Origin of the sequence: Pseudarthrobacter equi (assembly GCF_900105535.1) — a bacterium.
GTDB lineage: Bacteria > Actinomycetota > Actinomycetes > Actinomycetales > Micrococcaceae > Arthrobacter > Arthrobacter equi.
In genome coordinates this window covers 454282-478061 of record NZ_LT629779.1, presented here as the reverse complement: position 1 = coordinate 478061, position 23780 = coordinate 454282, and the positions used below count along the sequence as shown (strand labels likewise).

17 protein-coding genes are annotated in these 23780 nt (G+C 63.4%); 8 read left to right on the top strand and 9 right to left on the bottom strand.

The genetic code is table 11. The annotated features are described in order from the left end of the window. Positions 1-4 precede the first annotated feature (4 nt). The 4 genes from BLT71_RS02080 (at position 5) to BLT71_RS02065 (ending at position 5866) form a co-directional block, all read left to right on the top strand. Positions 5-2599 (top strand): rhamnogalacturonan lyase, encoded by a 2595-nt coding sequence (locus BLT71_RS02080; RefSeq protein ID WP_157693410.1) that lies wholly within the window; start codon positions 5-7, stop codon positions 2597-2599. Positions 2600-2642: 43 nt separating this feature from the next. Continuing rightward, on the top strand, positions 2643-3932 hold the full coding sequence (locus BLT71_RS02075) for an ABC transporter substrate-binding protein (RefSeq protein WP_091717146.1): 1290 nt from the start codon (positions 2643-2645) through the stop codon (positions 3930-3932). A 66-nt stretch (positions 3933-3998) separates the two neighbouring features. Next, positions 3999-4952 (top strand): carbohydrate ABC transporter permease, encoded by a 954-nt coding sequence (locus tag BLT71_RS02070; RefSeq protein WP_091717144.1) that lies wholly within the window; start codon positions 3999-4001, stop codon positions 4950-4952. Next, positions 4949-5866, top strand: a complete 918-nt coding sequence (locus BLT71_RS02065; protein ID WP_091717142.1) for a carbohydrate ABC transporter permease — start codon at positions 4949-4951, stop codon at positions 5864-5866. Before BLT71_RS02070 ends, BLT71_RS02065 begins: the two co-directional genes overlap by 4 nt. 601 nt (positions 5867-6467) lie before the next feature. Here BLT71_RS02065 and BLT71_RS02060 read toward each other — a convergent pair. Then, on the bottom strand, positions 6468-7220 hold the full coding sequence (locus BLT71_RS02060; protein ID WP_091717140.1) for an SDR family NAD(P)-dependent oxidoreductase: 753 nt from the start codon (positions 7218-7220) through the stop codon (positions 6468-6470). After that, positions 7217-8110, bottom strand: coding sequence for a fumarylacetoacetate hydrolase family protein (locus BLT71_RS02055; RefSeq protein WP_091717138.1), 894 nt, complete (start codon positions 8108-8110; stop codon positions 7217-7219). The genes BLT71_RS02060 and BLT71_RS02055 overlap by 4 nt, the downstream gene beginning before the upstream one ends. 132 nt (positions 8111-8242) lie before the next feature. On the opposite strand from BLT71_RS02055, the gene BLT71_RS02050 reads away from it, so the two are divergent. From BLT71_RS02050 to BLT71_RS02035, 4 genes are read left to right on the top strand one after another with little or no spacing between them, the layout of a single operon-like run. After that, positions 8243-9553 (top strand): enolase C-terminal domain-like protein, encoded by a 1311-nt coding sequence (locus BLT71_RS02050; protein WP_091717136.1) that lies wholly within the window; start codon positions 8243-8245, stop codon positions 9551-9553. Position 9554: 1 nt separating this feature from the next. Beyond that, positions 9555-9866 (top strand): L-rhamnose mutarotase, encoded by a 312-nt coding sequence (locus tag BLT71_RS02045; protein WP_091717134.1) that lies wholly within the window; start codon positions 9555-9557, stop codon positions 9864-9866. Further along, positions 9863-10849 carry an aldo/keto reductase gene (locus tag BLT71_RS02040; protein ID WP_091717132.1) on the top strand — a complete coding sequence of 329 codons (987 nt, stop codon included), beginning with the start codon at positions 9863-9865 and terminating at the stop codon, positions 10847-10849. The genes BLT71_RS02045 and BLT71_RS02040 overlap by 4 nt, the downstream gene beginning before the upstream one ends. Then, the gene (locus BLT71_RS02035; RefSeq protein ID WP_091717130.1) at positions 10846-11688 is read left to right on the top strand and encodes an amidohydrolase family protein; all 843 of its coding nucleotides are present in this window, start codon (positions 10846-10848) and stop codon (positions 11686-11688) included. The genes BLT71_RS02040 and BLT71_RS02035 overlap by 4 nt, the downstream gene beginning before the upstream one ends. Here BLT71_RS02035 and BLT71_RS02030 read toward each other — a convergent pair. The 7 genes from BLT71_RS02030 to BLT71_RS02000 form a co-directional block, all read right to left on the bottom strand. Further along, positions 11685-12410, bottom strand: a complete 726-nt coding sequence (locus BLT71_RS02030) for a FadR/GntR family transcriptional regulator (RefSeq protein WP_091717129.1) — start codon at positions 12408-12410, stop codon at positions 11685-11687. The genes BLT71_RS02035 and BLT71_RS02030 overlap by 4 nt on opposite strands. A gap of 343 nt (positions 12411-12753) precedes the next feature. Then, positions 12754-15405: a polysaccharide lyase family protein gene (locus tag BLT71_RS02025; RefSeq protein WP_091717127.1), complete on the bottom strand. Its 2652-nt coding sequence runs from the start codon at positions 15403-15405 to the stop codon at positions 12754-12756. A gap of 451 nt (positions 15406-15856) precedes the next feature. Beyond that, positions 15857-16261, bottom strand: coding sequence for a type 2 periplasmic-binding domain-containing protein (locus BLT71_RS20280; RefSeq protein WP_157693409.1), 405 nt, complete (start codon positions 16259-16261; stop codon positions 15857-15859). Between the two features lie 268 nt (positions 16262-16529). After that, positions 16530-18029, bottom strand: coding sequence for an LCP family protein (locus BLT71_RS02015; RefSeq protein WP_091717123.1), 1500 nt, complete (start codon positions 18027-18029; stop codon positions 16530-16532). Between the two features lie 129 nt (positions 18030-18158). After that, complete coding sequence (locus BLT71_RS02010) at positions 18159-19043, bottom strand: helix-turn-helix domain-containing protein (protein WP_231994415.1); 885 nt, start codon at positions 19041-19043, stop codon at positions 18159-18161. A gap of 51 nt (positions 19044-19094) precedes the next feature. Then, positions 19095-20444 (bottom strand): cellulase-like family protein, encoded by a 1350-nt coding sequence (locus BLT71_RS02005; RefSeq protein ID WP_091717119.1) that lies wholly within the window; start codon positions 20442-20444, stop codon positions 19095-19097. Beyond that, positions 20441-23743: a DUF5107 domain-containing protein gene (locus BLT71_RS02000; protein ID WP_231994413.1), complete on the bottom strand. Its 3303-nt coding sequence runs from the start codon at positions 23741-23743 to the stop codon at positions 20441-20443. The genes BLT71_RS02005 and BLT71_RS02000 overlap by 4 nt, the downstream gene beginning before the upstream one ends. Positions 23744-23780 lie beyond the last annotated feature (37 nt).

Below are 23780 nucleotides of genomic sequence, written 5' to 3'. Positions count from 1 at the left end.
GATGATGATTCTGCACAGACTGCGGACCCGGACAGCTGCCGCCGGCGCGGCCGCCCTCATCGCCTGCTCCTCGGCGGCCGCAGTGCCGGCCGCCGCAGCCGATACATCGGCGGCACCCGGTGCAGCCTATAACGGTGTGCAATTGGAAAACCTAGACCGAGGACTCATCGCTGCGCGCACGGCGGACGGGGTTTTCCTGAGCTGGAGACTGTTGGGCACCGAAGTAACAGGAGCCTCCGAGACAGGACTGACCGGCACCGACTTCAACGTCTACAGGGACGGGACAATCCTCTCGAGCGTGACCGGAAGCACAAACTATCTTGACGCCGGGGCCCCCGCTGGGACTGCCTACACTGTCGTGCCTGTGGTCAACGGCGCGGAAACCGCCCACAGCGCCAGCGTCACACCCCAAGAACAAGGCTACTTGGAAGTGCCCCTGAACAAGCCCGCCGACGGTATCACTCCCGCAGGAGAGCCCTACAGCTATCAGACCGGGGATATGAGCGTGGGCGACGTCGACGGAGACGGCCAATATGAATATTTCGTCAAGTGGGACCCAAGCAACGCAAAAGATGTTTCCCTCGTGGGTTACACCGGAACCGTATACGTCGATGCCTACCGCGCCGACGGCACCCAGTTGTACCGCCTGGACATGGGGCCGAACATCCGGGCCGGCGAACACTACACCGAACTGATGGTCTATGACTTCGACGGGGACAGTCGTGCTGAAGTCATGCTCAAAACCGCACCCGGCACCAAGACTGTCTCTTATAAGGACGGCCAGGTCATTGGTGAAAAGTTCGTCACCCTTCTGGCGGAGGATATCGCGGCAGGCCGCAGCAACGCAGACGACTACCGCGTCAGTCCCGCTGACTACTACGAACACGTGGTCAACATGTTTCAGGGATGGGCCACCCATCCGGAAGTCGCCGCCGGGACGTGGCCGGCGACTCTGGAAGCCGCTTTCGGAATCCCCAACCAGTACAGCTACCCGCTGAACCGGAAAGACGCGGAGGCTCTGGCCGACCACTTCATGGACGTCTACGCCCCGTCGCGCAGCGCACGGAACAACCTCCGCGCCTTCCAAGGCTTCATCCTTTCCGGGCCCGAATACCTGACAGTGTTTGATGGCGCCACGGGCACGGAACTGCAGACCGTGGCCTACGAACCAGGCCGGGGCGACGATGGACTCATGTGGGGTGACTACGCCTATGCACGCATCGAGCCAGGCAACCGTGTAGACCGGTTCAACGCCGGCATCGCCTACCTGGACGGACACAAACCCTCAGCTGTCTTCGCCCGCGGCTACTACACCAGGACCAACCTTGTCGCCTACGACTGGGACGGCAAGCAGCTGAGCACGCGATGGGACATTGATAGCGGCTGGGTCCCCATGAACAACCCATTCAACGACACTCCTCACGGCCGGGACGGCACTAATCCCGCTTTTGCCTCGCTCACGAATCAGGGCTTCCACTCCCTCAGTGCCGCCGACGTCGACGGCGACGGCAAACAAGAGATCGTCTACGGGTCAGCCACCATCGACGACGACGGGTCGCTGCTCTACAGCTCCTATGGCGCTCTTCCGGAAGGTAGCGCCGCACCCGGCACCATCGCCAAACTTGGTCACGGCGACCACCTGCACGTCACAGACATCGACCCGGACCGTCCGGGAGTTGAAATCTTCAGTGTCCACGAGAATGCCACCCGTGCGCCCTATGGGTACGTTCTCCGTGATGCCGCCACCGGTTCTCCCATTTTCGGTGCCTACACTGGTCGGGACCAGGGCAGGGGAACCATCGGCGACATCGACCCCAACACCCGGGGAATCGAAAGCTGGGCAGTCGGGCTCTGGTCGGCAACCGGACAACGCCTGTCCGCAACTACCCCCAGCACGAACTTCGGTATCAAGTGGGGCCCGGATATGACCACACAGACCCTGAACTGGTCCAGTGGCACCCAAACGACGCCCGTGATCGACGACAGGACCCGCGGGCGCCTGCTCACCGCAGAAGGCACCCGCACAAACCTAGGCACCCGGGCAGTTCCGGGGCTTGCTGCCGACGTGCTCGGCGACTGGCGCGAAGAGCTACTTTTGGGCACTCAGGACAGCACTGCTCTGCGTATCCACTTCAGTACCGAACTGACCGAGCACAAGCTCTACACCCTGATGCATGACCCGCAGTACCGTGCAGAAGTCGCCCGCCAGAACACCACCTACAACCAGCCCAGCTACACAAGTTTCTATCTCGCCTCCGACATGGACTTCCGAAAGGTGCCGCTCCCCCGCATCGTGCTGACCCGGGCCTCCCCTGACGTTTCAGTCACGGCCGCCGCACAATGCAAAGGAGATAAGCCAATTCTTACAGTCGACGTCCTCAACAACGAGGGCGTAAAGGTTGATGCGCAAATCGTCACTCCTTACGGGGAAAAGAAGGTCAACAACATCAAGCCGGGGGCAACGGTCCAGGAGCGGTTCAAACCCAAGGGCAACGCGATGGACCCCGGGCTCATAACTATCACGGCATCAACAAACGCAGAGGGTCAAACCCACACCGCAGCCTACGAGGCCGCATTCCCCGGCATCACCTGCAAGTAATCCGTCAATCATCACGCAACTAATCACCGCCATGGAGGCACCCATGCTCAACAGAAGGCATTTCCTCACCACAGTCGCCGTCGGCACCGCATCTGCCGGCATCCTCGCCGCGTGTGGAACCGGGTCAAGCACCTCGGGACAGACGGGGTCCGCCGAGAATCCCGTCACCATCAACTACACCTGGTGGGGCACTGACGACCGGGCAACAAGAATGCAGAAGGCCATTGCCTTGTTTGAGTCGAAGAACCCGGACATCAAGGTCAACGGTAACTTCTCCGACTTCGCCGGGTACTGGCAGAAGCGTGCCACCGAGGCCGCGGGCGGCGGGCTGCCAGACGTGATGCAGTGGGACCTGTCCTACCTGCGTGATTACGGCCAGCGCAACCAGCTCCTGGACCTGGACAGCGTAAACATCAACAAGGACGGTTTCGACAAGTCCCTGCTCCCCTCGGGACAGATCAAGGGTAAGACCTATGGCCTGCCCATCGGAACCAACGCCTTCGCCGTCTATTACGACCCGGCCAAACTCAAAAACCTGGGCATCGCCGAACCCGACGGCACGTGGAACTACACCGAGTACAAAAGCTTCCTCGCAGAAGTCGGTTCCAAAGGCGGCGGTACGCTCTATGGAACCGCCGACTTCACCGGTATCTGGTGGAACTTCAACGTTTGGCTCCGCCAAAAAGACATCAAGGCCTTCACCGAAGACGGCAAGCTCGGCTTCACCAAGGACGACCTGCGGCAATGGTGGAATCTGGCCGCCGATCTTCGCGGCACAGGCGCCATCGTCCCGGAAGAGAGAGTCACCCAGCTGCTGCCGAAGTCCCCTTTTGGGTCTAACATCTCGGCATCCGAAGTCACCTGGGATAACTTCATGGCTGGCTACCTCACGGACAGCGGCGCCAAGGAACTCAAGCTGGTTCCGGTCCCGTCGGACGATCCGGACAACCTGGGCCTGTTCCTGAAGCCCGCGATGCTGATGGTGGCCAGCTCCAAGACCAAGTACAAGGACGCCGCCGCCCGCTTCATCGACTTCATGGTCAACGACCCCGAGGTGGGCCAGATCTTCAAGACCTCCCGCGGCGTTCCGGCCTCCAAGAGTCAGCGTGACGGCACCACCTTCGAAGGTACGGACAAGCTCGTGGTGGACTACGAGAAGTCAATCGAGAAGTACCTCAAGGACGCTCCCGAGCCGCCCATCGTCGGCTTCGGCACGCTCGAAGCCTCCTTCAAACGCACCGGCTCCGACCTGAACTACGGCAAACTCACCGTTGACGCAGCCGTCGAGCAATGGTTCAAGGAAGCCGAAGACGTCATCAAACAAAACGGCTAACTGGGCCCATACCCTTGCCTGACAATCAGGCTCCCAGCCTCGCCTCCCTACTAATGGATTGAATTCGTGACTCAAAGCCCAACACTGAGCAGGCGTTCGACGTCGTCCGCTCCCGCGCAGCTTCGCAAGTCGAAGCAGCGCGGGGCGGACGCCCGCGCCGGCTACACCTTCCTGCTGCCTTGGCTGCTGGGATTCATCGCCCTCACTGTCGGGCCCATGATTTCCTCGCTCTACCTGTCCTTCACCAACTACAACCTGTTCGATCCGCCCAAATGGATCGGACTGGACAACTACACCACCCTCTTCCAGGACGAACGGTTCCTGCAGTCGGTAGGCGTGACCGTGGGCTACGTGGTCTTCGGCACCCCGCTGAAGCTCGCCGCGGCACTGGCGGTGGCCATGCTGCTGAACAGTAAGCGCCGCGGCCAGGGTTTCTACCGCTCCGCCTTCTACGCCCCGTCCCTGATCGGTGCGTCCGTATCCATCGCGATCGTCTGGAAGGCCATGTTCGGCGATTCCGGTCCGGTGGACCAAGGCCTGTCCTTCTTCGGAATCAACCTCGGCGGCTGGGTGGGCAACCCGGCCATGACCATGCCGATGTTCATCCTGTTGACCGTGTGGCAGTTCGGCGCCCCCATGGTGATCTTCCTGGCCGGCCTGAAGCAAATCCCCGCGGACCTTTACGAGGCGGCGTCCATGGACGGCGCCGGCCCGGTGCGGAAGTTCTTCAACATCACCTGGCCCATGCTCTCCCCGGTCATCTTCTTCAACCTGCTGATGGAAACCATCCACGCGTTCCAGATCTTCGCCTCGGCCTACATCATCTCCAACGGTGACGGCGGCCCGGCCGGTTCCACCCTCTTCTACACCCTCTACCTCTACCTGCGGGGCTTCAGCGACTTCCGGATGGGCTACGCCTCGGCAATGGCCTGGCTGCTGGTGATCGTCGTCGGCATCATTACCCTGATCTTCTTCCGCACCTCCAAGTCCTGGGTCCACTACAGCGGTGATGCAAAATGACAACCATGGCAACCCCCACCCAGTCCACCCCGGACGCGCAGGTTCCGCATTACAACCCAAAGTCCGAGTCAGCCGGGGCAAAGCGCGCCAAGAGCACCATCTTCCACATCGTGGCCCTGGGGCTCACGGCCGTGGTCCTGTACCCGGGCCTGTGGATGATCGCGTCGTCCTTCAAGCCAAACTCGGAAATCGGCGGTTCCAACACGTCGCTGTGGTCCAACAACTTCAGCTTCGACAACTTCGTCACCGCGATGGAGGGCATTGGCGGGGTCTCCACCCTGCAGTTCTTCACCAACTCGCTGATCCTGGCCATTGGTGCCGTGGTGGGAACCATCCTCTCGGCGTCCGTGTCGGCGTACGCGTTCGCCAGAATCAAGTTCCCCGGCCGGAGCATCTTCTTCGGCATGATGATCGCCACCCTGCTCCTGCCCTTCCACGTGGTGATCATCCCGCAGTACATCGTGTTCCAGCAGCTCGGCCTCGTTGACACCTACGTCCCGCTGCTGATCGGCAAGTTCCTCGCCGCCGACGCGTTCTTTGTATTCCTGATGGTCCAGTTCATGCGCAACCTGCCCGCCGAACTGGACGAGGCCGCAAGGATCGACGGCGCCGGCCACGTCCGGATCTTCACCTCCATCATGCTGCCCCTGATGAAGCCAGCCCTGATCTCCACCTCGATCTTCTCCTTCATCTGGAGCTGGAACGACTTCCTGGGCCCGCTGCTCTACCTGAACACCCCCGAAAAGTACCCGCTGCCGCTGGCCCTGCGCCTCTTCGTGGACCAGACCCAAAGCTCGGACTACGGCGCCATGATCGCCATGTCCGTCCTCGCCCTGCTGCCGGTACTAATCTTCTTCCTCGTCTTCCAGCGCTACATCGTCGAAGGCGTCTCCACCCAGGGCCTCAAAGGCTAGGAGGAGAGACCCATAACTCCTGATTTGTCGCCTTGGGCCGCTTCCGGTCCAAGGCGGCGACCAGGACGCAGACCGACCCTCGGGCGGGCATCCGCTCCTTCGGATGTTCCTATACCGGGGGTCTAAAAGGGACCCCGGTGTCTTGCCTTGGCTTCTGGCACGGCACCGGGGTTCCGCACATTTGGACGAGAACACGGCGCAAGTGCAGGAATGATAGCAGGCGCCGGTCATCGGCGACCACACCTGAACTTTCGCCCCGACTGCGCACGCTGGGATGCCATTGCGGATGAAAACCGAGGTGGTTCCTTGATTTCATCGGGCAGGGGTCTCGGAGTACACATAAACCACAAATCGACTCCGTCAACTGATGGAGGATCAGTCACGGACCTTGTCGCGGTTCCTGGCCGGCGTTCCGCCAGCTTTTTGGCCTGCCAATTCACTTCGCCCTGCTCGCCGGGGCACAAGGACTTTCTGATTTGCGTTCGCTTCAACAGGCACGACACAACACCTTGAGGTTCCTCTTATTGCGTCAAATCAATCCGGTGTATCACCCTGCCGGAGATTACAGATAGGGCAGGGTGACACCGCGGGGTGTATTTGGTCACAGTGGGCGGAGCCGGAGACCCTGCATGCCGCCGTCGACGGCCAGATAGGTGCCGCTCGTTGAACGGGATGTGGGGCTTGCGAGGTGTGCAACAGCCGCGGCAACCTCTTCCGCCTGCACGAGGCGGCCGTGCGGTTGCCTGGCTTCCAAGGAGCTGCGTTCCTTCACAGGGTCAGCCGCGGACCCGAGCAGTCTGCCCACCCACGGCGTGTCAACTGTTCCTGGGTTCACGCAATTGACCCGGATGCCTTCTCGAATATGATCGGCAGCCATCGCGAGGGTCAGTGACAATACGGCACCCTTTGAGGCCGAGTACAGCGCACGCTGCGGCAGCCCCGCAGTGGCTGCGATTGAGCATACGTTCACGATCGCGGCGTTGCTTGACTGACGCAGGTGCGGAAGGGCGGCGCGGGACACTCGCACAATGCCCAGCACGTTGACGTCCAGTACACGGTGCCACTCTTCGTCACTGTTGTCAGCAATGGTGCCCTGAGCGCCGATGCCGGCGTTATTCACGACCACGTCAAGAGCTCCAAGTCGATCCACAGCCCGCGCTACTGAGCTGGCCACTGATGCCGGATCGGCGACGTCGCAATGGATGGGAATAGTTCTTTCGGCGGCGGCATGAGGGTTCAGGTCCAAAACAGCAACCTCTGCGCCGAGTACCTGCAAATGCCGGGAGATGGCATCACCTATACCCGACGCACCCCCGGTGACCAGCGCCTTGAGGCCGTGAAATTCTTTCGTCATTTCGCTGCCCCTGCCAGACCGAGCGTTGTTGCTCGGAAGAATTCCTGGCGTTGATGTCCGAGGCCTTCGATTTCGACCTCGACGACATCACCGTCAGCGATGTAGGGGAACCTGCCTGAAAGCGCCACACCCTCAGGGGTTCCGGTGAGGATGACGTCACCGGGTTCAAGGAGCATGTACTGGCTGAGGTGATGTACCAGGGTGGCAGCATCGAAAATAAGATCCCCGGTCGAAGAATTCTGGCGGGGCTCGCCGTTCACCCAGCTGCGAAGCTGCAGCCGGTCGCTGTCGACCTCATCGGCAGGAACCAGCCACGGACCCAGCGGCGTGGATCCGGGCAAGGATTTTCCCTTGGTCCATTGACCAGCAGGCCCATTGAGTTGGTAATCGCGCTCGGAGAGATCATTTGCAACCGCATAACCGGCGATACAGCCGCGGGCTTCATCCGGAGAAGGCAGGTAGCTGGCGGGGCGTCCTATGACGATGCCCAGCTCTACCTCCCAGTCGTAGCGGGCGCTGTGTGGAGGGATGGGGGCGGCGTCGTAGGGACCGGCAACGGTGTTCGCGGGTTTCAAAAAGACCACGGGAACAGTTGGTGGCTCAGCGCCGGACTCGGCCGCATGGGCAGCGTAGTTCATTCCGATGCAAATGAGGGAAGACGGTCGTGCGATTGGCGGCCCGACGCGCTGCTCCTGGTATCCCTCAAGTTCGGCAAAGGATCCTGCCGCAAGACCGGAGCGGACTCGCTCAATACCATCCTGGGCCAGGAAAGCCCCGTCAATGTCCTGGGTGAGGCTTTCCAAGCTATAGCAGCGCTCGACGCCGTCAGCGCCGGCAACCAGCACCGCCGGTCGTTCGGCACCTGATTCTCCTACACGAAGCAGTTTCATGTCGTTCCTAACATCAGAGGTTTCATGGGTCTCAGGGACATTATTCAAGAGGACGTCCGAGATTGACAACATAAACATCGGATGTTTATGGTTTTTTAGATGCAAGTTCTCATTTAAGGGCTAGGAGAGCATATGAGCCGCTTTGCTGACATCGAAACGATCGATGTCCGGTTTCCCACTTCCTTGGAATTGGACGGTTCCGATGCGATGAACCCCGACCCGGACTATTCGGCGGCCTATCTCATCCTCCGGACGGACGCTTCCGACGGGCACGAGGGCCACGGCTTCGTTTTCACGATTGGGCGGGGAACTGATGTGCAGGCGCAGGCGGTGGCTTTGGTCGCGGACCGGTTAGCAGGGCGAGAGGTAGAGGCCGTTTTGGATGACCTGGGCGGCCTATGGCGCGAACTGGTCCATGATTCGCAGCTTCGCTGGCTGGGACCTGAAAAAGGTGTGGTGCATATGGCCATTGGGGCCGTCGTGAACGCCTTGTGGGACCTGAAGGCCAAACGGGCTGGTCTTCCACTGTGGGAACTCCTTGCTGGTTTCACCCCAGAGCAGATTGTGGACCTTGTGGATTTCCGGTATCTCAGTGATGCGCTTACCCGCGAGGATGCCTTGGAGATTCTTCGACAGGCCGAGCCTGGCCGGGCAGAGCGGGCCGCCACCCTACGGGCAGAAGGCTATCCTGCTTACACCACGACACCGGGATGGCTCGGATACACCGATGACAAGCTGGTAAGGCTTGCCCTGCAAGCGGTAACCGAGGGCTTTTCCCAGATTAAGCTGAAAGTGGGAGCGGACCGCAACGACGACATTCGGCGGGTACGCCTTGCCCGGGAAGCTGTTGGACCTGATATCCGTATTGCCATTGATGCCAATCAGCGGTGGGACGTTGCCGAAGCTGTAGAGTGGCTGGCCCCACTGGCCCAGTTTGATCTTGCCTGGGTTGAGGAGCCCACCAGTCCGGACGACATCTTGGGACACGCGGCCATTGCACGGAGTATCGCACCTGTCCCGGTGGCAACCGGGGAACATGCCCAAAACAGGATCGTCTTCAAACAGCTCCTCCAGTCCGGAGGATGCCAAGTGATGCAGATTGACGCTGTGCGTGTAGCCGGCGTCAACGAAAACATCGCCAACCTACTGCTCGCGGCGAAGTTCGGTGTGCCGGTGTGCCCGCACGCTGGCGGGGTGGGGTTGTGCGAGAGCATCCAGCACCTGTCCATGTTCGACTTTGTGGCCGTGTCCGGATCCCTGGAGGGCAGGATGATCGAATACGTGGACCATCTGCATGAGCACTTCATGGCCCCAGTGGTCGTCCATTCGGGTAAGTACTGGCCGCCAACGGTTCCCGGTGCGGGAACTCAGATCCTCGCCCCTTCCCTGAAACATCACACCTACCCTGTGGGGGCTGCCTGGCAACCAGCCGTGGTGGCCTGACATGGAAAGAATTGCGTTGCACACGCGCCTGCGTCCCGGAAGGGAGCACGAGTATGAACGGGCGCACGCAGAGATTCCGCATGAACTGACCACCGCTCTGCACAAGGCAGGAGTGAACGAGTGGAGCATATGGCGAAGCGGCCTGGAGCTGTTCCATGTTCTTGAAGTTGAAGACTACGTCGCCATGCGCAAACAACTGGCTGAGCATCCGGGGAACATCAGTTGGCAGGCGCGGATGGCCGAGCTGCTTGCTGTTCCGGACGATTACTCGGGCGATGATTCCGGGCTACAGCTGGTCTGGAATCTGCCATGACCAACCCGTCTCGGAATGGACTGGCGGTAGGCGGAATCGAGGCAGGGTGGCTGGGATTTGGTGCCGCAGGGATAGGAAACCTCTACCGAGAGGTAGAGGACAGTGTTGCCGCAAGGACGGTGGATGCGGCCTGGGCTTCGGGCGTCCGCTACTTCGATACCGCTCCACATTATGGGCTGGGTCTCTCAGAGGCCCGACTTGGCGCGGCCTTATCCAAACGACCCCGGGACGAGTATCTGATCTCGACGAAGGTCGGCCGCGTTCTTGAACCAAACCCCGGTTACTCGCCAGGGACGCTGGATGACGAGGGATTCTGCGTGCCGGCGACAGTACGAAGACGGTGGGACCCGAGCGAGGCGGGTATCCGAAGGAGCCTGGAGGAATCCCTGGAACGGCTGGGGATGGATCGGCTGGATATCGCCTACCTGCATGACCCCGATGCGTATAGCCTTGACGCCGGGATCGATCAGGCGCTGCCGGCGTTGGAGAAACTGAAACGTGAAGGTCTCGTGGGAGCAATCGGCGTGGGATCGAATTCTGCCGAGGCGCTGACCCGTTGTGTGAAAAGCGCTGATCTGGACCTGGTGATGCTTGCCGGGCGATACACTCTTCTGGAACAGCCGGCGGCCGAGAATTTGCTGCCCGCTTGCCTGAGTGCAGGGACGTGGGTCGTGAACGTCGGCATCTACAATTCAGGACTGCTTGCCAAACCAACCGTTCCGGACGCTGCGCACTACAACTATGCGCCAGCCCCGGCAGCTGCTCTTCTGAAGGCGCGCCGGCTGGCCAGCGTGTGCGCAGAGTACGACGTCGAGCTTCCCACAGCAGCCCTCCAGTACAGCCTTCGCCACCCTGCTGTCTGCGCGGTTGTCGTCGGCGCGAGCAAGCCCGAGCAGGTGGAGGACACGGCGCGTCGGACCAAGGAGCAAATTCCCCCCGAACTCTGGGAGCACCTCGAAGATGAGGGGCTGATTGCTTCATGACCGCACCCCGAATCGACGCCCATCTGCACCTTTGGGACCTCGACGAGGGCGGATACTCGTGGCTGGGGCCACAGCACGGACACATCTTCCGCAGCTTTACGGCCATCGAAGCTGAAGCCCTGATGGGTCAATACGGTATCGATTCAGCCATTCTCGTCCAGGCGGAAGACTCCCAGCAGGACACTGATGCCATGCTTCGCACCGCGCGGACAGAGACATGGGTTCGCGGGGTGGTCGCGTGGGTTCCTTTGGACGATGACCTAGCAGCCGAAGCTGAAATAGAACGACTGAGCTCGGAACCGGTGGTGTGCGGCCTCAGGCACCTGGTGCACGACGATCCCCGTGAGGGGTTCCTTGAGCTTCCGGCGGTGCGCAGATCCCTCAGGCGCGCGGCTGCCGCGGGCCTGGCCTTTGATGTACCGGACGCCTGGCCGCGTCACCTTCAACAAACCGTCGACCTGGCCCGGGCGGTTCCGGAGCTCACGGTTGTCCTGGATCATTTGGGAAAGCCCCCGCTAGAGGCGGGCAAGGAAAACTTCCGACCTTGGCGCGACAGCATGCGAGCACTGGCGGCACTGCCCAACACTGCGGCGAAAGTCTCGGGTCTGAGATTGCCCGGCGTTCCCTATACAAAGGAAGCCATCCGCCCGGCCTGGGAGGAGGCATTGAACACCTTCGGCCCGCAGCGCCTCATGCTCGGCAGTGACTGGCCGGTCAGCTTGATGGGCGGCCCGTATTCGGAATCATTGCAAGTGCTGGACGACCTTGTGGACGAACTATCACCCAACGAACAACAATGGCTGCGTAGTCGAAGTGCTGAGTCGGCCTACAAACTCTAGGGATTAATCCCCGCCAGTTCCGCTGGCGCATATTCAGCAGCCGTGGACTTAAGCATCGTTTCCCGCAGCCAACCCTCAACCCCACTGACGTGGACAGTGACTAACGCCCTGACTAACTCCACATCCCCACGTTCCAGGGCGGCAGCGATGGCCTCGTGTTCGGAAAGAGTCCGGGCTACAGCCTTTTCCTGAGTCAGTCCCCGCCAGATCCGCGCCCGTAAAGTCCGTGACGACAGTGCCTCCAGAAGCCCCGCAAGGTAGGTATTGCCTGAATGCGCGGCAATGATGCTGTGAAATTCCATATCGTGCTGAACAAGTTCTTCCACGCTGGTCTCTTCCGTGACACCCGCCATCGACGCCCTCAGATTATCCAGCCCCTCCTGCCCAATCTTCTGCGCTGCCATTGCGGCGGCGGCCGGCTCAAGGATGCGCCGAACCTCCAACAGCTCCACTACACCCTGCGCCTGGTGCAGCTCAACGATGAAACCGAGGGCTTCATTTAAGAGTTGGGGGTCAAGCGTGGTCACGTATGTTCCATCCCCACGCCGGACATCGAGCACCCTTATCAGCTCAAGAGCCTTAACCGCTTCTCTCATTGAGCTGCGGGACAGCCCAAGCTTCTCGGCGAGATCCTTTTCCGGCGGCAACCGGTCACCAGGGCGGAGCTCACCTGCCAGCAGCATCGCCTTGATCTTCTCGATGGCGTCATCTGTTAGTGCCAAAGCGCGCTCCTAGAGGCGAGAGAACGTTCAAGTTCAAACAAGCCTAATACATCCGACCATTATCAGGACTGGGATGCATGTTCGCACAGTCGGCACAAATTCTCCCTGTCCCCGCTGATTGCTCTCTGCAGAAGATATCCAAAACAAGGTGATATGTCCTTCCAGCTGCAACAGTAAGGGTATCTAAAAACGTCCGATGTCTTGTCCTTCCGTGCCTCGCCTGCAAGTCTTCGGGGCCGCCGGGAACCGACTTTTCATCATCGAAAACACGTGAACGTACCCGGTCTATGAGCGACTTTCGGTGCAAAAAGACTGGGGGCGGCTAGCGCCGCCCCCAGTCCCTTCAGCAGAAGTGCCCTGGATATTCGATCTCTTGCTGATAAGAGATATCCTCGCCGCCTATTGTGGCCCTCGTACCTAGCGTGAGCACACCCGCGGGTACGGACGGCAAGTTCGTCCTGACTTCTTCCTTCACCGTTTGGTGTGTTCTGACCGAAGCCTGTTCCTTGGATCCGTATTCCGTTTGAACAGCTGCCGTAACCGCCTCGGAATCGTTGTTCTTAAGCGACGTGACGAGGACGACCTTCCCCGCCTCGCATCGCGAGGAGACCGCGGCCTCGACGTTCAAGGACGGTGCCACCTCGAGTTTGATCGCGTCGTACATCACGCTGGCGAAGGCGTTGGACCATGACGTATTTGGGTCCGCCGTGGCTGGTACGACCGGTTTCAGATTAATGACGTTGTCTGTGGGCCGGAGCAGTGAGGCATCGAACTGGACGCTGAGTTCGCGGTAAACGCCGCGATCAGATTGCCGATACAGTGCGGAGTCGTTGCTCGGACCGGGGATTGTCTCCCACGTCTTGATGTTCTGTCCGTTCACCGAGACATCGAGGCTGCCAAACACACTGCTGGCAATTCCAAACGTCAAGGTGGCTTTTCCTGTCAGGCGCCCGTCCGCATTGAAGCGAATCTTCCAGTCCGTTGGAGTGCTGTCGTATGGCACCTTCAGTGTGTCCGGGAGGCCTGGTGTTCGCACTGCGGGCTGGAAGTAGTTCCAGTCCTTGGCCGGGTCATCCTGGCCCACCTGGAAGTCGACGTCATTGGGGAACTCGGTGGGGTAGTCGAGCCACGTGCCCCACTTGCGGAATGGGTCCAGCCCTGGAACGGGCGAGGCGGCGCCCTCGGCGATGTGGAACTCGCCGGCCGAGCGGTCGGGGGTGCCTATCCGCCAGAGTTCGCGTCCGTGTGCTTCCTGTTCCCAGGTGAGCGTGCCGAGTTCAGTGCGGGCGTTCTCCGCGATGACGACGTCGGTCTTGGTGTACTCGCCGAAGACACCGTCTGTGAAGGCGTGCAGGGTGTAGGTGCCTGGGCGGACGGCGGGAATAGTGAATCGGCCTTCGCTGTCGGTCCGGGCCGAGTAGATGTAGTTCTCGAAATCGAGTTGCCAGTCGTCGGACTGGGGGTCGGTGAGGAGCACCCAGGCGTTGGCAGGAGTACTCACGTTTGAAAGTGTCAGTTGGCCGGCGGCGGATCCCCGCGTGTGGGCTGCATAAAGCGGATCAGTCACCCAGCTGTAGGGCCATTTCGCTTTTTCTTCCCCAAGACGGGCCACTGCGGCCTGATACATGCTGTCCGGGGATTCGCCCTCATGGACGTAGAGGAAGTATGGGCCGTATATTTTTTCCCAGCCGTGCTCAGGGGTGACTCGTTCTGAAGTGTAGTGCGCGGTTGTTTCATGCCAAAGAAGGCGCGGGGAACCTCCCGTATGTGTGGTCAGATCCTGCCGGGTGGGGCCGCCCCCAACCCAGTCCTTGTTCGCCTGAATGAGTGATAAACCGATGTGGTCACCGTAAATGCCGAAGACCCCGTCCGTGCCCTCCGGGTCGCTGATCTGCTGGTACTTCGAGTAGACGCTGCCGTCCGCCAGGCGGTACGTCGCGTCCTGTACCTCTGTGCCGGCGTCGATCTCTGACTGGAGTGGTGCGACTCCTGCTCGTTCCCCGTCGATGGAGTACCAGCGGAACAAGTTCTTGTCTCCGGAGAAGCTGTAACGCAGCTGCTCGAGCTGGACGTCTGCCGGCATGTTCTCCGGGTAGCGGTAGACCGAGTACATGTAGAATCCAGGCGCATCGGCTTCGAGGACGATATGCACTTCAACTTCGAACGGGAGCGCGGCCGGGTCATTTTCAGTGAAGGACACCTCAATGCGGGAGTCGGTCTGGGATTCGATGGCGAATTCCGCGCTGCGCAGTGTGTTCTGGAGCCGTTTGCCGGCGACAACATAATTGGCGAGGTAGTCGCCTTGACCGCCTGCAAGCAGGTTGCGGGTAGGTTCTTGTCCGTTGAGGCGGATCTCGGTGATTGCTGCAGAGTTCTTGGACATCCGAAGCGAGACGGAAGAATTCTTCAGTTGTACGCTTCCGCTTCCGTCATCCGTGAGGGCAAGTCCTGGCTCCCACACGTATGGCTTGATGACTAGAGCGTTGATTCGTGCAGGGCTGCCCGAAAACGATAGGGAAAGTGCGCCGTCAGATACGCGTGCGTTGAAGGTGCGGTCCACGAATTGACCCGCTGCTGCACCGGCACGTGAGACCACGGTCTGGCCCTCAGCCGTAATAGTTGCCGCTCCTTGGCTGGACGATAGGTCGCCATAAATCACCCGCACGGTGTAGTCACCTGTGGGAAGCTGGGCGCTGAAATTCATTGTGTTGGCGAAACAGAAGTCGCCCTTAAGCAGGTCATCGCCGCCACGATCCCGCCCAGCGATGTTAGCGGTGCTATCGAAGCCGTAACCGCGTTCGGGGTCGAAGGCGCTGTCGCATGGGACGCCCTGGTACCCGTCTGCAACGGCGCCTGGTCCAAAGTCGAGTGCATAGCTGCCCGGCTCAGGTGCCGCATGGACACTGGTCGGACTGATTGGGAACAAGGCAGCGGCGACTACTGCGGCGACGAGCACCGCGGTGAATCGGCGGCGCGTCTGAGCAATGCGCTGCACGGGATCTCCTTTGATCGTTTGAGTTTAGACTGTTCGTCCCGGTCGGTCCGAAAGACGAACACACGCCAGAGCGAAACGTTACGTATTTACCAGCGAGAGGTAGTCGCATATTCTATCGAGTGGCTGCCCGAAGCGCTCGACAGGCTTATGGGCTATCGCTAAGCCGCAAAAACGAATCGTTTCGCTTTGGGTTGCCGTTAGATTATACGTGTCGCCGCCTAGCGTCAATACCTGTCATCACGAGCCGCCCGCCCGGCTGACTAGCGGGAACTTCACTGGCCGCGCGGGTGCGTCTGGAGACACTGCTAGGCGCAATGCGTCGGAGCTGGCTGGAAGTCCTGTCTCCGGGGCGGCAACATATGCAAAGCTGATTCAGGTCTTGGCCGGGTGTGGGCGCCCAAAGCCGCGGGAGAGGGAGCCCCTCGCGCTCCCTCTCCCTTATCTTGATGTCTTACTTCGTTGCGTCGATCGAGGACTGCAACTCGTCGATGAACTTCTGCGCTGCGGCTTCCGGGGACTGTTCTCCGAAGAGTACTGATTGGAAGTTCCGCGACAGGATTGATTCGGAATCGCTGACGCCGTTGGGGGTGATCGGTTGTGCCTCTCCGGCCTGCTCGGTCATGGATTTGGTGTAGCCCAGGATCTGCCTGCCGATGGGGTCAAGGGTGGATGCGATGGCGTCCTGGGCCACGGGGGCTGCAGGGAGGCCGCGGTCGGTGCCGAAGGTTTTTGCGACTTCGGGGTCGCTGATCAGGAAGTTGATCAGTGCGGCCGCTTCGGCGGGGGTGTTCTGACTTGGATGACGCGGCCCTGGAGTCCCGCCAATAGATCGTGGAAGGTGAACTAGAGGACCCACAACTTGGTTGCACCGTCCATAACGAGCCTCCAGTGCAAATTTCCGTCCTGAATGCCGGCTGCTCTCTGAATAGATTCTCTAGGGCCTCTTACTCGCATAAATGGAAGGTTGCTTTTCTCTGTGAGCTACACTCCAACCTGACGTCAGGCGCCCTCGGAAAAGGCGTCAGATTAGGCTCCAGTCCGCCATGTCCGGACACAGCACCCGCCGGGTCTTAGACCCTAACCGGGCACTCCCAGACGAAACCCAACAGCCTCACAGCACGGAACTATCGGACCGCCTGGCACTTCTGGTCCTCGGCAGTCTGGGCAACAACGTCCCGGGCGCTCGGCGCAGCAACTTCGGGCTTAGTGCCGGACGTGAAGTCGATGCCCAGGTAGAGCTGCACGCCGTAAACGGACGGATCCGCCTGGACCTTGGACGCGGGAAGACCGAAGAATGCCGCCACGTCCGCGGCCACATCCTCGAAGTCCGGCCCGTAGTAGATGGTGGTCTCGTCGGCGGGCTGCGCCTCGATCCGGCTGAGGTTGGTGAACCCGGCCTCGGTGAGGATGGGGGTGAGGTCGTGGCTGCGGCCCGGAACGGTGGTGCCGTTGGCAATGAGGACCGGCTGTAGCGACTTGTCGTAGTCGGTCTTCGGCGTTTCCGCAGGGGGAGCGTCCGAGGGAGCGGGCGCCGGCCCGGCAAGGTCGGCACTCTGCCGCAGCGCGCCAAACAGGTTGCCTGCCGCGGGTTCGGAGAGCTGCAGGCGGTTGGGGTTCGCGGCCGGAACGGTGGGCACGGTAATGAAGTTCACCCTGGCCGGGTCGATGTTCTTGAGCCGGTCCGCGATGGTCAGCAACGCGGGAATCGAGGCGAGGCCGTCGTCCACGGTGAGGTTCCGGGTGACGGTGTCGGCGATGCCCAGGACCTTCTGAGGGTTCCGCAGCGTCCCCTCATCCTTGAGCTTGCGGGTCAGCGAGCCCAGGAAAGCCTGCTGCGCCTGGATCCGGCCCAGGTCCCCGCCGTCCGCGAACGCGTACCGGGTCCGCAGGAACGCCAGCGCCTGGTCGCCCTGCACGCTCGAGGTCCCCTCCGGCAGGCGCAGCCCGGAATCGGGGTCGAACACCGCCGCATCCACGCACACGTCCACGCCGCCCACGGCATTGGAGAGCTCCTTCACCGAGTTGAAGTCGGCCATCATGAAGTGGTCAATCTCGAACCCGGTCACCTCGTTGACAGTGTCCACGGCGCAACCAATTCCCGCCTCGGCCATGGCGCTGTTGATCATCGCCCCGGGGCGGGCCGCATACCGCCGGTCCGTGTCCTGGTCCTCGCAGGACGGCACGTCCACCAGAAGGTCGCGCGGGAAACTGATGACATTGACGTCCTGGTTGTTGGCCGAAATGTCCAGGAGCATCATGACGTCGGACTGCCCGTACCCGGAGGACTGGTCCGCCGTCCCGTAGGCGGCGTTCTTCCCATCCCGCGTATCGGTGCCCAGGATCAGCACCTGGAGCCTGTCCGTCCGGTCATCCACCGGGCCCTCGGACCGCTGCCCGCCGGCACCCAGCGCCGACGATTTAATGTTCGATTGCAGCCGGAAAGCCCAATAGCCGCCGAACACCAACGCCGCCACGAGCAGCACAGCAACAGAAGCGCCGGCAATCAGGAGCCATCGCGGCGCGCGCCTGCGCGAATACCGGGCACTCCCCTTGGTCAGCGTTCCTTGGCCAGGATAGCGCGCGGCCGCGGGGTCGGAGTTTTCGGGGCGGGGCGTGCTGTCCAACAGAAGAACCTTTCGGGGGTTGACCGCGCCCCACGCTACAAGGCCCCGCCTCATGGTTCACGCCCCTCCGCGGGCAACCAGGGATCCGATGCTGAATGGTTACCTCAGCAAAGCACCCGAAAAGCAGGGCTAGCCCTTGCGCTCCGCCCGGTACGCGCTGGGGCTCACCCCATGCAGGCGCCGGAACTGGCGGGAGAAGTAGAACTGGTCCTGCAGCCCGATCTCGCGGCCCACCTCGGCGATGGGCAGGTCAGTGGTGTCCAGCAGCAGCCGCGCCCGCGCCATCTTCAACGCCGTGTGGTGCGCCAGCACTCCCCCGCCCGTCGCCTCCCGGAACAGCTTGCTCAGGTACGACGACGACACCCCCACCAGCGCCGCAAGATCGGCCAGGCGGAACGAGCCATCCACCCGGTCCTCCAAATAGTTCATCGCCTGCTGCAGTGGCGTCCCCTTCTCCGGCAGCCGGCGGTCGATGGCCAGGGCGGTCAGCAGCCGCCACGCCATCCCGGCAGTGGCCACCAGCCTGGCCGGCGACTGGTCCTTCTCCAGCGCGCTGATGATCTCGTCCAGCATCGCCGTCAGCCGGTCCGCCGCCACCAGCGGAATAACCTGCGCACCCCGCACGCCAGCTCCGTCCAGCAGGTCAGCCACATCGGCACCGCGCACATGGCACCACCAGATAGTCCACGGGTCGCCTTCCGCGGCACCGTACGCGTGGGCCTCACCTCTTCCGCCGGGAAGCACGACGGCGGTGGCCGCACCCACGGCGGTCCGCACCCCGCCGGTTTCCACCCACCCCGTGCCCGCGACGCACAGGATCACAATGGTTTCCGCCGCGCCGTCCGGCCGGTGCCGGCCGTGGTCGGCGGCTGCGGGAAAGACGCCGGCGTCGGTAACCACCAGGTGCCGGGTGATGGGACGGCTGAGGGCATCGCGGACCAGCGGCCGGGGCACCACCACCAGCCGCTGGTTCTGGAACCCGGTGGCGCGCGCCAACCCGTCCCCTTCCGTCACGGAATGTCCATGATAGAACGGAAGCCCGGCAGCGGAACGGGACACCGGAGCTCAGCTCACAGTAAAGCCGAGGATCAGATCGTTCATGCGCCGCTGCCACCCGGCGTCAGCCCACATGGGGTGGTGCGGGGCCGCGTTGGAACACAGCACCATCCCCCACACGCCGTGCGCCAGTGCCGTGCGGATGCCGTGCTCGGCCAGCTCCCGCCCCGCCGGCCCTTCCTCGAACCCGCCCTGCAGCGGTGTGTAGCCGATCCACCCCTCGCCCACCACCGCGGGCACGTCCTTCCACCGGGCCCACGCGGCGATAGCCACCACCCGCGATTCGATCTCGCGCCACATCACCTCCCGGTACGGCCGGTATTCCTTGTCCAGCCACGTGTCCCAGGCCGCGGGATCGATCCAGTCGTAGCCGTAGAACATCTGGTCCGTGACCACGGTGGCCCGGTACTTCCAGGACGCCAGCCGCCCGTACTCAGCAAACGAGGGAGCATCGGCCCGCAACAGCGACCGCAGGGCAGCGTTGGGAAACCCGTCGGTCCCCTCGGACCGGATGTCGATCCGCTGCTGCAGGGCATCGAGTACCCCATAGCTGTAGACGTGAAACTGGGCGGCGCCCATGCCCTCGGGAACGGTGTGCATGGCCAGGTGCGGCGGCTTGCCGTAACTGGCCGTCACCAGCAGGTCCGGGTGCAGCTTCCGCAGCCGCTGCACCTGCTCCGTGCCGCCGTCGGCCAGCGCCGGGAGGATGGAGAAATCCACCTCGTTGTGCAGTTCCACCATGGCGATCCGCTCCCGGTGCCCGGCCCCGGACACGGCGCGGATCAGCCGGTCCCAGGCATCGGCCAGGACCCGGTACCGGCCGGCCAGCGGGACGGCGTCGATGGCCTCGAACCACTGCGGGGAGGCGGCGAACACCGCGGACTGCTGGTATTCCCAGCTGGCCAGGAGGATCACCAGCCCGTGGCGTTCCGCGGCGTCGAAAAGCGCGATGAGGCGCTCCCGCAGGTTCAGCCGGTACCCGCCGGGGGCGTCGTACCAGCGGGTGCCGCGGCCGTAGATCCCGCCGTCGGGCGCCGTGCCGAGCCCCCCGATCTCCAGGTCCTCCGCGAGCGCGTCCAGGCCGAGCCCGCCGAAAAGCAGCAGCGGTGCCGCGCAGATCCGGATGGCGTTGTATCCGAGCTCCGCCGCCCGCGCACACGCAGCGTCGAGGTCCGCGTACGGCCCGCCGTCCTCGGCGCGGGTGTACCAGGAAAAGTCCCAGAGGGTGATGGCCAGCCGGGGCGGAAGGTGCGACGGCGGCGCTCCCGTCAGGGAGCCCGTGTCACCTTCCACGGTTCCGGACCCCAGGTAGCGGGGTTTTTCACTCCCGGAGGTTTCAGTCCCCAGGTTTTCGGTCACAGTGCTGCCCCTTCTTTCGTGCCGGCATGCGCGGCCAGCAGGCGCCCCTGACCGGCCAGCTGCCGGAGGTGCGCGGCTGCTGCGGCCCGGGAAGCTGCGGTATCAGTGTTAAAGAGGAGCAGCTCAGGCAGCGATGTCGCGAAATAGTCCGGCGCAGCGGGAGCGGAGTCCAGTTCATCAGCCCGGGCCTCCAGCTGCCGCCAGACGTCCTCGCCGCCGTCCGGCAATCCCAGCCGCACGAAGGCGATGCCCCGCCAGTAATCCGCCGAGCCTGCCGGACGCCGGTCCACCGCCAAGGGTCCGCCCGCCAGAAGGGCACGGTTCCACGCCTCCGCCGCGGCAGCAGCGTCGCCGGCAAGGTCCAGCGCGTCTCCCAAGGCCACGAACCGCTCAGCCATGCTGTCCGCGGGATGCCGGCCCTCGCCCAGGTTCGCCGGGGCCTCGATGCCGTCCCGCAGCAACGCTGCGGCCGCCGTCGGGCTTTCCTCCATCAGGAGCCGGGCCTGCTGGACGGCGGCCCGGTCGTAGGCCGCGAGCGCCAGTCCCTCCCCGCCTTCGAAGGGCTGGAAGCTGCGGGACGCCAGGAGGGCCAATGCGTCCTCTGCCCGCCCGGCATCGGTCAGCAGGTTGGCGTAGAGGATGGCGAGGTCGTCCCGGTCCAGGACGGCGGGCCCGTGCTGCTCTATGGCGGTGATCCGCTCCCCGGCCGGCAGCCCGCGGACCTCCGCGAGGACGGCACGCTCGAACACCAGCCGGGCATCGCCTGGGGCCAGTTCCAGGGCGCGGCGGAAGTACCGGTCAGCCGTGCCGGGGTCCCCGCCCGTATTCACCGTGGCAAGGGCGGCATTCCGCCACACCACGGGATCCTGCGAACCGTGGGCCATGGCCTTCTCCAGGTACGCCAGGGCGTCCGTGGTCCTCCCTGCGTCCAGCAGCCAGCACCCCAGCAGCCCGTGGGCCACCCTGTCCTTGGGATCGGCCTCGAGCGCCCAGTGCAGCGCGTCGAAGTCGTCCAGCCCGTAGGGGAACGCGTACGTGGTATCCGCGCGCCTTGCCCTGGCACGCTCCGCGGCGGCGGTCTCCGGGTCCAGCACTTCCTCGAGCCAGCCGGCGCGCAGGTAGTGCCGCAGCGGGCCGGGGTTGCCGAAGGACGGGTGGGCGTCTGCGGGTTCCGCGCTGCGGGTCAGGTCAAGGGCACGCTGCCACTGCCCCGCCCGCGCCAGCCAGCACGCCACCGCCAGGCCGGTCTTGGGATCCGCCACCTGCAGGGTTCCGGCGAGGGCCTGCGCCACCGGATCCAGGGGGTCGGCCGCCAGGATGTCCGCCAGCAGCGCGGTGCTCTCCGTCTGGCGCCCCAGCCGTTCCAGTGCGAGGTAGCTCAGGTGCCCGGCCTCCGGGCTGGTTGCCTCTGTCGCAAGCGCCAAAGCCGCCCGGCGGAGTGCTTCCGCCGCGTCACCGGACCGGAGGGCCAGCCGGGCGAGGGCCAGGTGCGCCGGGTGGGCCCATGCCCTGTCCCAGGCAGCCTTTCCGAAGTTTTCCCGGGCTTCCTCCAGATGCCCGGTCCGCTCCAAGACCAGGCCGAGCCGGTAGCTCGCTTCCCCGCTGGGCGGGTTCAGGTTCCGCCGGGTCAGACGGGCCAGGGCGTTCTCCAGCAGGTCCCGGGCCTGGGCATACTGGCCGCTGCGGTACCTCGCGGCCGCGAGCGCGGTGGAAGCGCGCGAGTCCAGCGGATCCCGGCACAGCATCTCCTCGAAGTACGGCAGCGGCGACCGGGTAGGGTGCCGGTTCTGTGCCAGATGCGTCCCGGTGACAAACAGCTCGTCCATGCTGTCCATGTCCTGCGGCTGCGCCGGCTCGGTGGCCGCCCACGGTTCGGGGTTCTCCGCGGGGTGCCGAGGGGTCCACGAGATCACTTCCGCGCCTCCGTCCATGACCCGCAGCGTCAGGTCGGTGCCGGCGGCGGGCACGGGCAGATGAAGCGTGGCGGTAAACGGATGGGCGGGCGAGAGGACCGCGGCCCAGGTGTGGAGCGTCGCCTCGCCGAGCCTGAGCTCAATCCGTGCGTCCCGGCGGGCGGTGGCGGAAACGCCCACGGTGACGGTGCGGCCCGCGTCATCAAGGGAAAGCGCGACGGCGGCGTCCAGGTTTGCCTGCTGCGCCGGGCCCATCTGCCGGATGGGGTACCAGTACTGGCTGAAGGTGCGCGTCTCACCGGGGGCGAGGTAGCTGAAATCGGGCTGGTTGTCCGTGAAGACGCCGGCCATCAGCTCCACGTACGGGCCGTCGTCGTCCGTTAAATGCCTGTCCCAGGCGGTGCCCACGGGACCGGTCCCCCACGTCCACTGCTTCTTGCCGGGGGCGATGCTGCGGTCCGCCCAATGGACGAACCCGGCCCCGGCGGCATGGTCGTACCCGCCGAAGAAGCTGTCCCGGGTGTCCGTGACCATGTAGGAGGTGGGGACGGGGATGTTGGCGTAGAAGTCGAGCCGGTCCGCATCGCCGCCGCCTTTTGCCGCGAGCGCCGGGTAGTCCACGCCGTAGTACGGCCGGTCCGCGCGCGGGAAGGCGGTGACGGCGCGGCGGGCGTGGTCCGCAACGTGGGTGACGTCCGTGGGGAAGAAGGACTGGTACTTCTCATGCACCCGGGCGGCGACGTTGGCCCACCAGAGGAAGGTCTGCGGCTCGTCGGTCCGGTTGTGGAGCCGCGCCTCCACCTCGATCAGCGAACTGCCCGGCGTCAGCCGGACGCCGTGGGTGCCGCGCATCCGCTGCAGCGGGTCCAGGTCGCTGTGCCACACGGTGACGCTGCCATCCACGGAAAATTCGACGGCGGTGTCCACGGGGAGGAAGGTGGCCGGCCGGTGGTGCTGGGGCCAGTTGAACTCCACCCCGCCGGAAATCCACGGCCCGGCGAGGCCCACCAGTCCGGGCTTGATCACGTTGTTCCGGTAGAAGAAGTCATACCCGGCGGTCTTGTCGTAACCGATGTGGATGCGGCCGCCGATCTCCGGGAGGAGCATCAGGCGGACATATTCGTTTTCCAGGTGGATGGCCTGCCACAGCCGGGGTTTCTTCTCCGCCCCAATGCTGTCGATGAACGGCATCGGATACACCCTGCCGCTGGAGCCCTGATACACCCGCCGGTCCAGGAACAGCGGATACCGGTCGGGTTGCCCGGGGGCGTAGGTGTCGATCGGCACCGGTTCGCTCCAGCAGGCCACACCGCCTGCGTCCAGGATGTCCTGCTGGTCCTGCGGGGCATCGGGCAGGACAATCGTGCTCCTCGCGTCATTCGTCACCACTACAGGCTATGAAGTGGGACCTTGCTTTCCCATG

Bases quoted from the DNA above. Each gene is read 5' to 3' on its own strand.
- BLT71_RS02075 (WP_091717146.1), top strand. From the start codon at position 2,643: ATGCTCAACAGAAGGCATTTCCTCACCACAGTCGCCGTCGGCACCGCA.
- BLT71_RS02060 (WP_091717140.1), bottom strand. From the start codon at position 7,220: ATGACGAAAGAATTTCACGGCCTCAAGGCGCTGGTCACCGGGGGTGCG.
- BLT71_RS02040 (WP_091717132.1), top strand. From the start codon at position 9,863: ATGACCAACCCGTCTCGGAATGGACTGGCGGTAGGCGGAATCGAGGCA.
- BLT71_RS02050 (WP_091717136.1), top strand. From the start codon at position 8,243: ATGAGCCGCTTTGCTGACATCGAAACGATCGATGTCCGGTTTCCCACT.
- BLT71_RS02045 (WP_091717134.1), top strand. From the start codon at position 9,555: ATGGAAAGAATTGCGTTGCACACGCGCCTGCGTCCCGGAAGGGAGCAC.
- BLT71_RS02065 (WP_091717142.1), top strand. From the start codon at position 4,949: ATGACAACCATGGCAACCCCCACCCAGTCCACCCCGGACGCGCAGGTT.
- BLT71_RS02035 (WP_091717130.1), top strand. From the start codon at position 10,846: ATGACCGCACCCCGAATCGACGCCCATCTGCACCTTTGGGACCTCGAC.
- BLT71_RS02080 (WP_157693410.1), top strand. From the start codon at position 5: ATGATTCTGCACAGACTGCGGACCCGGACAGCTGCCGCCGGCGCGGCC.
- BLT71_RS02055 (WP_091717138.1), bottom strand. From the start codon at position 8,110: ATGAAACTGCTTCGTGTAGGAGAATCAGGTGCCGAACGACCGGCGGTG.